The following is a 12,157-nucleotide window of genomic DNA, read 5'->3' as shown; positions in this document are numbered from 1 at the left end:
GCACCTGTCACGGTGATTTTTGTTTTTTTGGCGGCGTGTCGCAGCAGTCCCCCGGTGTTGCTTTACTCGGGTGCGTGTCAGAACTACCCTTTGGGAGCTGCCCGACGTAGCACGCTTCTCGAATCGTATGATTGCAACCGATGATTGGACAATGGCTTCGAATCCGAGACTTCGTCTCGATTTGCACACTGGCGCTGACCGGCGTCTCCCACGCTGCCGTTGCGACGGTGATGTACCAAGGATCGGCGGGGGAATTTGTCACCCAGGGGCAGACCGAAACGGTCCGCTTTGACTCCAATGAAGGAGGCGTGATTACGATCGCTCAGCTGTTTCCGGTCGACGGCCAACCGACCGTGCTGGACTTCAATTTGAACAGGACCGACGGAACGCGTGTCGCCGTCCGGTTTTCCTCCACACAGTTAGGCGCCCCATTGGCGGTCGGCAACTACACCGATGCGGTCCGAAATCCGTTTCCCGAAGTCCTTCCCGGATTTGATTTTGCCGTCGGAAATCGAGGGTCCAACGAATACAGGGCCGACTTCACGATCACGCAACTTAGCTACGACACCGGCGGCATGCTCAGCACCTTTGAAGCCACCTTCGACGCCGAAACCGCCCCCGTTCCGGGCACGATCATCGGCTCGATTTCGTACACTGCGGTGACAGCAATCCCCGAACCCTCGGGTTTGCTTCTGCTGGTCACCCTGGGCGGAGCCGGCTTTGTCCGAATGCGGAGGAGGGGGGATCGCGGCCTAGTAATCTACCGCAACTCGAATTGCGGGTAGACGATGCGTCCCGAGCGTCGCCGTGTTCTCCGAACTCAGCGCCCACAAAGCGAAGCTTTGCCATGCGCCGACCTCGGAGAGGACGGCAACTGCCCGACCCCGGATGGCGAAAAACCGCCACCTAAGCACCCTCTGCCGGGCCGAGTAATTCCCGCAATCCGTCCCCGTTTTGCGTGACTCGGGAACTCCATTACGCGTCTAAGGGTATGGTTGTGCCTGGAAACGGCGCGGGGCGAGCCTTCCCAGACGCGTCGTCCTATCCATTTTCCCTTTTCCGAGTTCCATACGTGATCGCTGATTCCACATCTGAGAACCTTTGCCGGCGCGTTCAGGCGTCGGTAGAACGTGTCGTTGAGGTCAAGAGTTTTTCCTGTTCCGTCGAAAATGGAAAACTGACGCTGCGTGGTCAGGTCAACACGCGTGACGACGCCCTCCTGTGCGCCGTCGTGGCACGGAGTGTGCCGGGAGGCGAGTCGGTGGTCAATGAAATCACCGTGATCGGATAGGAGTCTACCGCAGCTCAGTTCTCGCACTTGACGATGCGCTGCGACAGTCGCCGTGTTCTCGGAACTCGGCGATCGAATGAGCGAAGCTTTGCTCCGCGCCAACCTCGGAGAGGACGGCGACTGCCCAGCCCGATCGAAAACGAAGCTGCGATAGCCTACTCGTGCGCTGACGGCTCATTCAGATCGACTTCGGCCGATGACGACGCTTCCCGCGACGGCAGCACGGACAGGATTTGCTCGGGTGCGATCACGACGACGTAGTGGTTGCGTCCGTCTTCGATGACAACGCGACGGGTCTGGGGGGCGCCGAGCGGTTGGCCGGTGAAGGCCAACGGGGACAACTGAATTTCTTGGGGGCCGACGGGCAGTTCGGCGCGGAGCACCTGGATTTCACGTGGCAGCAATCCCCAGCATCGGGTATCGGCCTTTTCGGTCGCGCTCCAGGCGTTCATCGCTGCAAAGGTGAACACGGCAGCGGCGTCACCGGTCAGACCGAGTGAATGGGCGGTGGCGACGACACTGGTTTCTTTCAGCACGCGGCGGACGACGGCGCGGGCGATCGTCCACGGCATTTCGGCCTGGACCTGTTCCGTCGCCAGCTGGCCGACATCCGTGATCGTCTGGGTCGCACCAAGTAACTCGCCGCCGAACGAAACGCCGATCGCGGCAACGTCGCTGGGCGGAACCTCGACTTGCGGGACCTTGACGCTGACCACGTTGGGCAGCACCGGTTCGTCGTCTTCGTCTTGCTGGTGATTGTGAAGCGTCCGCAGGAGGGTCGATGCGATTTGCAGCGACGTCGTGGTCGTCGGAGCGGTGGTTTCCACCAGCCGCGGCCCATGTCCGACCAGGGCCAAGACGTACACGACGCCATGTCCGGCGGCGCTGTGGGCGCCGCGGTTGGCCCGCGCGATGTCCTCCACCGCCGGTGCAAATTCCGGTTGGATGTTGCTGACCAGCCGAAACGCTCGCTCGGCGTCGTCATAGTTTTGATGCGTCGCTTCTCGCAGCGCGCCACTCAAGTAGGGTGCCAGCGCGACTTGTTGAACAAAGGTCGCGGAGTCCTCCTCGGCGGCGATTCGATCCAATTCAGCCTGGCGGGCTTGGGCTTGCAAGCAATACGCCTCCGCATCGGTGGCATCGCCGGCCAGGGAGCAGAGCGCCAACATTGAGCGCAATAGCACTTGTTCATAGCCGGCCAATTGGAAGGGCCGCACGCGGTCGTCGACCGCCAGTGAGGCGGCGTCGCCAACCGAAACGTTCGGCGGCAGGGTGTCGAAGTGGTCGCGCAGGGTTCGCATCCGCGATTCCGCAGCAGCAAGGTTGCCCTGGGCCAGTTCGACCATCGCCAAGTCGAGCTCGCTGGATTGCCGTGTCTGTTTCCGCCCTTCGGCAAGTTCACGAAGCGCCGTGTCGGCCGCTTCAAGATCGCCCCATGCATAGGCATCGCGGGCTTGAACGATCGAAACCTTGTTCGACCGACAGCCTGAAGCGACGAAAACGGCAATCATCAACACGACAGCCAGCCGGCGAGCGGATTGAATCCGATCACGCGTGGAACCAGCCGGGACGCGCGAGCGTGCGGGCCCGAGCTGATCAAAAACGCACCACGGCCCGTGGGCTCGCACCCATCGGCTGATGAAACCAGCTGGCGGTAGCGGAGCAGGCCGATCACTTGCTGCAACAGCGGAGCCGCGACGCAACTTGCTCACCCATCGGCCTGATCGAAAATGCCATAGTTCCACCATTTGCCGGCACGCGATTTGGAGTACCCCTTGCGGATCTTGGCCGACTCTTTCAGGAAGTCGCCGGTGTGCACGTTGACCATTTCCAACGTCAACGTGTAATCGCGTTGGCTGGTCTTGTTGCGATCGGTCGTTCCGGTGGTGATGTTGGCAAACAGCAGGTAGTCGACGGGCGTACCGGCTTTGCCCAACACGGCGGCGAACGCCTCGCGGTTGGCCGGCAGGAACAAGGCGTCCGGACGCAGACGGGTTTCGCGAAGTGCGGTTTGGACCATCCGCCGGCTGATGCCTCGGAAATCGCCGTTGGAATTAATTTGCGAGTCGATTTGCTCGTAGAGCTGTTCTTTGAAATCCCCCAGCTCCTCGGCACTCTTGTTTTCGATCCCGACAAAGCAGACGTTGGCCGGAGCGGCGGTGAGCGTTTGATGGGCGACTGCCGGGTCGACCGGCAATCCATCGGCCGTCGACAGCTCCGGCCCGTTCAATCCCTGCACCGGCTGCCCCGAATGTGCGGCAAATGTGACCGGCTGGACGGTCGGCGGGCAGCGGGACAGCAGTTTTGCGACCGATTCTTCGACCAGCGGGTTCCAGGTTGCGGCGCCCGCGGCGTGGCTGCCGACCAGATCCTTGTCGTCGTTGGCGAGCAGATGGCCGTATTGGCGGCCGGCACATCCCGCGGCTGCGGTCAGAATTGCCACGATCACGACCACGGAGGCCGCCGTTGCGGTCGGCCGCATTGGGGTTGTCTGTTGCATGCTGATTGAATGTCTGGGGGTTGGATTCGGTCCCGACGAAGTTCGAAACCCCGCGCTGGGGGGCCAGAATTGCCGTTAGGGCAAAGAAAATTCGCCGGAGGCGACTTGCCCGATAGTGTGGACCTATCAAAATGTGCGTCCGCCGGGCCAGATAGATCCGCTACCTGAATCACAGCAGCGATCCATCACGCTGGCGGCATACCGTAACTATCGGCACCGCACCGTCGGCTGGTTGACCTGTTGCGGCCGTAAATTTGCTGTCGGGAGACTTGTTTATCCGCCCCAGCATCCCCAGATACCCACGTATTTTGTCATTCGCGTGGCCTGTCGGATCGAGGATCCGCCGACAGAAGATTGCTCCCCCCTCCCCCATTCATCGCAATTCCGGTTTCATCCATGAGTGTCGCTCTCGCCGTTCCACCGGTCGCCAATCCCGAAATCGAGAACGCGAATTCCCCCACGGCGGATGAGCTTCGCCCCCTTGGCCCGTCGGTGACGGATTGGACCGCCAGCCCCATCGCGTCGGACGACGACGATGACGACCTGGATGACGACGACGATGATGATGGCTTCGACGACGACGATGACGCCGGCGGCGACGACGTGGACGATGGCTTCAATGACGGGCTGGATGAAGACGACGACCTGGATGACTTTGATGACATCGACGAAGACGACTTCGATGACGACTTCGATGACGATTTCGAAGAAGAACTCAACGACGACTACGAAATCGAGATCGACGACGAAATCAGCGACGAGTTCGGTTTAAGCACCGGCAAAGACGACGAAGATGAAGAGGACGTCGACCTGGACGATTTCGACGACTTCGAAAACGTCTGACGGTCTCGCCTTAAGAATCGGGTCAATGGTAGTGGACGACGCGAGGAGTCCTTGCGGCTGGCAATCCGAAACGACTCGTCGCCTCGTCCACTACCCGAAAACCGAGTGGCCTACTGCCGAGCCGACTCCTGCAAAAACACGGATCGCCCCAGCGGCCGCAGGCCCTGGTTCATTTGCCGATACGTCGCTTCGTCTTTAAACAGCCACAATATTCGGGTGCGAGTGTTTTTCGGCTTGGGCGGAACCGGCGCGTAACCGTCGGTGAACACGACCAACCCGTCATAGTCACGATGCTGGTCAATGAACTCCATGACGGGCGCAAAGTTCGTTCCGCCGCGACCGGTGACTTCGAAGGTACTGCGCGCCCGTCGCAGCGTGACCGGTTCACCGCGAATGTCTTCGTCGAACCAAATCACGTCAACCGATTCGACGCCATAGCGAAAGAAGTGGCTGATCACGGAAAAGCCCAGCCGTAGATCGCGGTGCCCCATCGATCCGGAAACATCGACGGCGAACAACAACTTCGTTGTGAAGTCGTAACGGCTGCCCATTTGGGCGAATCCATAGCGGCGACTCGGTTTCATCCGCGTCAGCCGGCGGCGCACCGAAAGCACGCTTTGTCGAAAGTTGCGGAGTACACCGCGATAGTCCAGCTTGGGATGCAGCGTCGCCAGCAACTGCTCTTTGGCCGCGCCACCGACCGTGCCCCAGCCGTCCGTTTCGGCCGCTTCGCGGACCGCGGCGTTGATCTCGTCGCGTTTGAGATCATCGTTGTCCCACTGTCCCGTGTTCTCCATGCCGACTTGATCGGGGTCGCTGTACGATTCCAGCGTGTTTGCGGCATCCTGCTGTGCGTTCGCTTCCGCGCTCGGCTGGTCGACTTGTGAATCGTCGTCTTGCGGTTCGTCTTCTGGGGATTGCGGTTCCTGTTGGTCGTCACCTGACTTGTCGGCTGCGTCGGAGGACGCTTGCTCGGGTTGATCGTCGGCCGACTCTTCCTCAGCCGATTCGTCGTCGCTGCCGCGTTCGGCGAGTTCCCGGTAATAGAACTCGAAGTATTGGTCGTCGTAACGCTCGTCGCCAAACACCTCTCTGGCACGCGGGATCGGTAGCTTGGTTCGCAGACATTCTTGAACACTCAGATTGCTGGCCAGGTAGGACAACTCGGCCTTCGGTTGCTGTCTGCCGTAGGGATGTCCCAGCAGAATCCTCATTGCTTCAAACCCCAACACCGATCGCAGTTGGTCGCGGCGCAGGGACCGGACGAAATCAGGATTGAATTCGATCCGGCCGTGGCCGACACGAATCGTCGCGATGCCGGCGTGTTCGACGACATCGTGCATCGTCCAGGCCGCGAACAACAGCGGTTCGGTCAGGAACCAGCCTTCGACCACCTGCGTGATCCGCTCGCGCGCCGTCGACTTGGCAAACGACGTGCTCATTCGATACGGATCCCTTCCATGTAACCGGTCAACAACTCGGTCAGCTCGATCGACTCGGAGATGAACTCCATCACCGATTCAAACTTGGGCTTACCCAATATCGAAACGAGATGGGCGACCGCTTCATCCAGCTTTCGTTTCCGCAACAGGTTCAGATAGCCCAACAACCCCTTGCGCGCCTGTTCCTCGCGTTCGACCGGGCATTTCCCGCTGCTGATCCACACCAGAATCTGTTCGTTCAATAACAACAATTCGCCCAGCGGCATTTTGCCGAGCGTCTTGCGATGTTTGCTCAGCTCCAACAGAACATCCGCGGGGGAAACGGGCAGCGGCGTGGCCAGGCTGCGGCGAAACGCGTTGGCGGCGGCCGAACCGACGATGCCGGCGACCAGTTTGATGTGTGCCCCCTCCAGACTCTCGATCGGTTCGATCAGTTTTGACACCCGCGCCCAGCCACGTCGATCGGGCGTCTTGGCCAGCCCCGACAGCGGCTCGTCGGTTTCGCCGCCGATCCCGTGTCCGTCCAAGAATTGCGGCTGTTTTTGAATGAAGCGGGTGATCCGCGAATCGACGTTCTCGCGTTCAGCCCACAACAGCCAGTCTTCGACGGTCGGGGCAAACTCGTACAGGTTGAAGCGCGAGACCAACGCCGGGTCCAGGTCGGTCAACTGGTACTCGTCGCCTTCGTTAACGGCGGAGACGATCACGCTGCCGGCGGGAAGCTTCTTGCCGGCCAGCGTTTTGTTGAGGGCCAGTTCCATGACCGACTGCAGGATCTCGGGACGTGCCCGATTGAGTTCATCGAGAAACAGCACGATCGGCTGGTCATCGTGCGGCCACCAGAACGGCGGCAGAAACTCGCTGCGGCCGGTGTGTTCGTCCTTGTGAAGCAGCCCGATCAGATCCCCCGGGTCACTCATCTGGCCCAGAAAGAACGGCACAACGGTCATCCCACGACCGCGAAAGTGATCGGCAATGATTTGCGATTTACCGATGCCATGGCGCCCCACCAGCATCACGTTTTGCTCCGAGGGCGTCAGTTCCCAAAGCTGAATCAATTCACGAGCGTCGACACGAACGGCCAAGGGGAGATCTCCATCGGGATGAACAAATGCGGGCTATCGGGCAAACGTAGCTACCTTCGCCAGAAGGTGGGTCGGGTACGTTTCCCACGCTCTGGCGAGCGTAGCTACGTCAAACTCCGTAACGTCTGGGTTAGTTGGCTATACTGTACGCTTCGGGGCAACGTTTGTCGCAGGCCCTTTGGCATCGTGCGGCGATCAGATTTCTGCCCTCGCCGCTCCCGACGCAATGCTGGACGTCCGCGAACTGTTCGAAGGCGACTGAGCCCCGCGCAACGTCAACGAACGGTTTCCAGCAGCGGAGCTCTCAGGTGGCTTGTTATTTTCATCGAATCGCACGTGGGATCAGCCGTTTCGCGCAAGCGTACGGGCATCAACGATTGAGAAAAATACAACACCGCCCGTAGGCTCGCGCCCAATGCCACTTACTTTATAAGCCGACGGCGCTAGCCGCGGGCCTTGGATTGCCCTTCGATACTTGTAAGGCCCGAGGCTAGCGCCTACGGCTCAGTTTATGATCGAAAATAGGTGGCTTTGGGCTCGCGCCAAACGGCTGATTAAAACAGCATGCGGTTGGCGTTTACCAGTACGACGCGATATACGATCCACTGCACCTTCACAGCGTCTCGTGCTCGATCCAGGTGACATCCCAGGGCAACCGTCCGACCGGCATGATTTTGAAACGCAATCCTTCGGCGTACAGTTCACGCAAGGATTGGATCGTCACCCGCAGCTTGGGCAGCATCTTTTCGAACTGCTTGAAGGGCACGCTGATTTCCATCAAGTCCTGTTTCGACAATTTGACGAACAGTTTTAATTTGACCGTGTCGCCGCTGGTCGCAAAATCAAACTTCTCCTCCTTGGCCAACTTCTTGACCTGGGCGATGATCGCCTTGGATTTGAACTGGCGGACCTTTTCGCGTTTCTTTGCCCCCGCTTGGCGTCGTGCATAACGTTCCAGCACATGCCGGACGAAGGTCTTGATTTCGTCGATGTCGCTGACCGGCGCGCTGTGCTGGCTCTCGCGGAATCGATACGAGTGAATCGTCAGTCGACTCTCACTGTCGTATTCCAACCGCAGCTCGTCACTGCGCCAGTATTGCCCGGCCGTGTTCGGTTCGGGGATAGTGAACCGGCACAGGGTCCGCGAGCGGGAATCCTTGTCGCCGGGATGCTGGGTGACGTGCACCCCGTCGATCTGGGCGACCAGCTTCTGCCAATGCTTGGATTCCTGCAGCATCTTGGTGCGGTCGACCACGATCGGCGACTGACCGGAAAAGTCTTCGCGAAACAGTTTTCGGATCGAGGGCGGTGGCAGTTTCATCCGCGGTATCCTGGGGCGGCAAAAAAATAAATTCCGCGTTTGGAATATTTGCTTGAAGGAATCCGTTTCTGAAATCCTGATTCCCGCAGTGATGCTAGCGTCCGAGCGAACCGGAGTGTATTCGCGATCGGATTCCTTCGAGCAATGTCCACTTGGCTTCTGGTCGAAGCGAACACACGTTTTACCCTTCGTCGGTTCGTCCGCTCACGAGGGGGAGTGTTCGACCACCGGCATCCTCGCTGTCGGGAGAGGTGCCCACACACCGCAAATTGCCACACACCGCAAATTGCCACACACCGCAAATTGCCACACACCGCAAGTTGCCACACACCGCAAGTTCATTGTACGGTTCGTTTTCGACGAGCTATCGACTCGTTTTCGCCGACTGGAACTTATAAGAGCAAGGGAGTTTGACGGCTTCGATCGATATCAACCGTGATTGAACCATCGTTCGGTGCGGATACGGTACGCTCCCTTGCTCTTATAAGTTTGCCAAACGCGGAATTTATTTTTTTGCCGCCCCCACGAAATCCGCTTGCGGTTGCACACGACGGCGGTCTGTCGACTTCCAAGCCGGGTCAAAAACGGCGACACTACGCCGATGAGCGAACTATCAGATCAATTTGACGCCCCGGTAAAGCGTTTCGACGTCGGGGGGCATGCGTTGGCCTACCGTGACGTCGGGCCGACGGCTGGCGAGTCGGACTCGGCCGCCGCGCCGCGACCGACCATCCTGTGCGTGCACGGAAACCCGACGTGGAGCTACTATTACCGCGGCGTGGCCCAGCGGTTCGGCGCGGATTATCGGGTGATCGCGGTCGACCACATCGGTTGCGGCCACAGTGACAAACCCAGCCAAAGCGAGTTCGCGTACACGCTGGCCAATCACCAATCCAATCTGGCCGCGTTGATCGAACACTTGGACCTGTCCGATGTCGTGCTGCTAGCGCATGACTGGGGCGGGGCGATCGGGCTGGGGTCCGTGGTCCGTTGCAAGCCGCGGTTTCGAGGCATCATGTTGCTCAACACCGCTGCGTTCCCTCCGCCGTATGTTCCCTGGAGGATCGCCGCATGCCGGATTCCCGTCTTGGGCACGCTCGGCGTCCGCGGCGTGAACCTGTTCGCCAGAGCCGCGATCACGATGGCGATGAGCCGCAATCGGATGCGTCCGGCGGTCGCCGCAAATCTGCTGAAGCCCTACGACAGTTGGGCCAACCGAGTGGCGATCGATGCCTTCGTTCGTGACATTCCGCTGTCGAAGGCGGCGCCGACCTATCAAACCTTGGTCGACCTGGAAAACGCCTTGCCGTCGTTGGCCGATCTGCCGTCGCTGTTGGTCTGGGGGATGAAAGACTGGTGTTTTCGGCCGGAGTGTTTGCGACGATTTCAATCCGTCTGGCCGTCGGCAAGCAGCGTCGAAATCGATGACGCGGGGCACTATGTCATCGAAGACGCGCCCGGCGAAACGCTCGCTGCGATCGGGCAATTTTTGGATGACAAGATCCGATGACCGGCGGCTTGGCATCCATTCGTCTGGCCTGCACGTGCCCCGCCGACGCGATCCGCTGGGCATGTGTCTTGGAAGCGACCGCGCCCAAGGCGGGTAACGTGTATCCGGGACGCGATTTTGAGGACCTGTCCTACCTGGATTTTGTCACCGCGGCTGAATTGGCCGCGTCGGCCTTTGATCCCCGACCGTCGTCATTCAGCCACGGCGTGCTGGAGGCTTGCGGCAGGACCGCCGAGCGACTCGGCACGAACGTCAACCTCGGAATCTTATTGCTGCTTGGGCCGCTGGTTCAGACCGACGCCGCCGCTGGAGAATCGCCGCTGAACCGTGCCCAGTGGCGCGACCGTGTGGTTGCATGTTTGGACTCGTTGACCGCCGAGGATGCGGATCGCTTGTACGCCGCGATCAATGTCGCCGCACCGGGCGGGATGGGGCAGTCCGATGAGATGGATCTGAGCGGACCGCCACCGGAAGATTTTCTGGCGGCGATGCGGCATGCCGTGTCGCGCGATCGGATCGCCAAGAATTACGCGGACGGGTTTGCAGATTTCTTTCATCACGTCGTGCCGCTGGTCCACCAAAGTCTGATCGATGAAGGCGACTGGATGGGCGGATTAACGCTGGCCCATTTGCGGTTGCTTGCCGCGGCCCCCGACACGTTGATCGCGCGGAAATTCGGCGAGGACGTGGCCCGTGAAGTCCAGCGCCGGGCGCGGTTTGACCACCGCGACGGAGAGCAACGCGAGGCCTTCGATCGCTATTTGCGAACCGGTACACTTGATCGCCAGGGACAATCTTCTCGGATCAATCCCGGCACGACCGCCGACCTGATCGCCGCAGCGGTTTACGTCTTACTGCGCGAAGCGGTGTAGCAGAACTGCTAGTGGTCCGCAGCAGCTCCGTTTTCGATTTGGCTGGAAAGTCGCCGTCCTCTCCGAGGTCGGCGCGTGGCAAAGCTCCGCTTTGAGGGCGCCGAGTTCGGAGAACACGGCGACTCTCCCAACTCCCAACTCCCAACTCCCATGACACAACCCACCTACCGAGTCGACGTCACGAAGGAACAGTTCGTGTTTTCGGCGGCGCACTTCATCACCTTTGCCGGCGACATTTGCGAGCGGATCCACGGGCACAATTACGGCGTCCGTGCCTCGGTGGAAGGCCCCTTGGATGAGAACCGTTACGTGGTGGACTTCATCGCGCTGCGTGACGCGGTACTGGAGCAGACCTCGGCACTGGACCACCATGTGATTTTGCCGCGGGATCACGCCGAGATCAAAATCCGCAGCGACGATCACGAGACGACCGCCAAATTCCGTGACCGGCGTTGGGTGTTTCCCAATGAAGACTGCGTGATCTTGCCGGTGGTCAACACGACGGCTGAAGAGATCGCACGGGTGATCGCCGAACGGGTGCGGGAAAAAACGAAAGCCAAATTCGGCGACGCGTTTGACTGGATCGAAGTCGCCGTGGATGAAAACCATGGCCAATGGGGTGTGTGCCGGTTGCCGTGGAAGTGACACCGATTCGAGACGCAAGCCGAGAGAATCACGATGACAATCAAGATGCTGTTCTTGTTAACTGTCATGTTTGCCTTCGCATTTTTCAGTATCGGATTCGTCAATCTGCGGACCAGCAATCATCTTCTCATCCCACCCCGACTTCAGATTTCCATCTTTCTGGCGTTTCAGTTTGTGTGGCTGGCAGCGAACACGTACTTCGTCACACTCTTGCAGGAGGCGTGGAAAACGCCACCCGGAACGGCACGCCAACTGTTGCGGGCCGCTGCCGTCGTCTCCTGTGTGACGCAGTTTTTTCTTGTTTGTTTGATCACCCCAACGCTCGCACAGTATTGACCGGTGATGTCTGAAACCGTGTTTGGAACCTGATTCTCTCTCATTGGTCGTGGGGAATTGGTGTGCCGACTGAATTGCGTTTCGTCGGCGCCACAGTGAGTGCTCGGTTCGCCAAAGGCGATACGATGGTTTAATGAAAGGGGCCCAGCAGGCCGTGTGATTCAGTTGACCGGGTCCGACAGCAGGACGATCATCTGTTTCCCGGCAGCTTCGGCATAGCGTTCCAAGGTCGCCAAGGTGGAATTGGCGTCCTCGTTGTATTCAGGACTTAACCGCCGACTGTCGCTGCGAAGCAGCGACCGGGAGTCGCCT

Annotated in this window: 12 protein-coding genes; 7 read left to right on the top strand and 5 right to left on the bottom strand. The window is 59.7% G+C overall.

Annotation, left to right across the window (positions count from 1 at the left end; translation table 11 throughout):
- Window positions 1–140 precede the first annotated feature (140 nt).
- Window positions 141–785: a PEP-CTERM sorting domain-containing protein gene (locus Mal15_RS05610; protein WP_147866861.1), complete on the top strand. Its 645-nt coding sequence runs from the start codon at window positions 141–143 to the stop codon at window positions 783–785.
- Between the two features lie 287 nt (window positions 786–1,072).
- A complete protein-coding gene (locus tag Mal15_RS05605; RefSeq protein WP_167546648.1) occupies window positions 1,073–1,291 on the top strand; it encodes a BON domain-containing protein in 219 nt (72 codons plus the stop codon).
- Between the two features lie 155 nt (window positions 1,292–1,446).
- On the opposite strand, the gene Mal15_RS05600 is transcribed toward Mal15_RS05605, so the two are convergent.
- Window positions 1,447–2,802 (bottom strand): hypothetical protein, encoded by a 1,356-nt coding sequence (locus Mal15_RS05600; RefSeq protein WP_233903295.1) that lies wholly within the window; start codon window positions 2,800–2,802, stop codon window positions 1,447–1,449.
- Window positions 2,803–2,999: 197 nt separating this feature from the next.
- Entirely contained in the window at window positions 3,000–3,791 is a 792-nt protein-coding gene (locus tag Mal15_RS05595; protein WP_147866859.1) for a penicillin-binding protein activator LpoB, read from the bottom strand.
- 396 nt (window positions 3,792–4,187) lie between these two features.
- Here Mal15_RS05595 and Mal15_RS05590 point away from each other — a divergent pair, with 396 nt between their 5' ends.
- On the top strand, window positions 4,188–4,634 hold the full coding sequence (locus Mal15_RS05590) for a hypothetical protein (RefSeq protein ID WP_233903294.1): 447 nt from the start codon (window positions 4,188–4,190) through the stop codon (window positions 4,632–4,634).
- Window positions 4,635–4,744: 110 nt separating this feature from the next.
- Here the strand turns inward: Mal15_RS05590 and Mal15_RS05585 are convergent, their stop codons facing one another.
- From Mal15_RS05585 to Mal15_RS05575, 3 genes are all read right to left on the bottom strand, one after another.
- On the bottom strand, window positions 4,745–6,076 hold the full coding sequence (locus Mal15_RS05585) for a DUF2201 family putative metallopeptidase (RefSeq protein ID WP_147866858.1): 1,332 nt from the start codon (window positions 6,074–6,076) through the stop codon (window positions 4,745–4,747).
- Complete coding sequence (locus Mal15_RS05580) at window positions 6,073–7,161, bottom strand: AAA family ATPase (RefSeq protein ID WP_147866857.1); 1,089 nt, start codon at window positions 7,159–7,161, stop codon at window positions 6,073–6,075. The genes Mal15_RS05585 and Mal15_RS05580 overlap by 4 nt, the downstream gene beginning before the upstream one ends.
- Before the next feature lie 613 nt (window positions 7,162–7,774).
- Window positions 7,775–8,482, bottom strand: a complete 708-nt coding sequence (locus tag Mal15_RS05575; protein WP_147866856.1) for a hypothetical protein — start codon at window positions 8,480–8,482, stop codon at window positions 7,775–7,777.
- A 601-nt stretch (window positions 8,483–9,083) separates the two neighbouring features.
- Here Mal15_RS05575 and Mal15_RS05570 point away from each other — a divergent pair.
- The 4 genes from Mal15_RS05570 to Mal15_RS05555 all read left to right on the top strand — a co-directional run bounded on the left by Mal15_RS05570 (window position 9,084) and on the right by Mal15_RS05555 (window position 11,845).
- Complete coding sequence (locus Mal15_RS05570; protein WP_147866855.1) at window positions 9,084–9,992, top strand: alpha/beta fold hydrolase; 909 nt, start codon at window positions 9,084–9,086, stop codon at window positions 9,990–9,992.
- Entirely contained in the window at window positions 9,989–10,864 is an 876-nt protein-coding gene (locus Mal15_RS05565; protein ID WP_147866854.1) for a triphosphoribosyl-dephospho-CoA synthase, read from the top strand. Before Mal15_RS05570 ends, Mal15_RS05565 begins: the two co-directional genes overlap by 4 nt.
- 150 nt (window positions 10,865–11,014) lie before the next feature.
- Window positions 11,015–11,509 (top strand): 6-pyruvoyl trahydropterin synthase family protein, encoded by a 495-nt coding sequence (locus Mal15_RS05560; protein WP_147866853.1) that lies wholly within the window; start codon window positions 11,015–11,017, stop codon window positions 11,507–11,509.
- 33 nt (window positions 11,510–11,542) lie between these two features.
- The gene (locus Mal15_RS05555; protein WP_147866852.1) at window positions 11,543–11,845 is read left to right on the top strand and encodes a hypothetical protein; all 303 of its coding nucleotides are present in this window, start codon (window positions 11,543–11,545) and stop codon (window positions 11,843–11,845) included.
- Window positions 11,846–12,157 lie beyond the last annotated feature (312 nt).

This window comes from Stieleria maiorica (assembly GCF_008035925.1).
Lineage (GTDB): Bacteria > Planctomycetota > Planctomycetia > Pirellulales > Pirellulaceae > Stieleria > Stieleria maiorica.
This window is presented reverse-complemented; position numbering and strand designations above follow the sequence as displayed.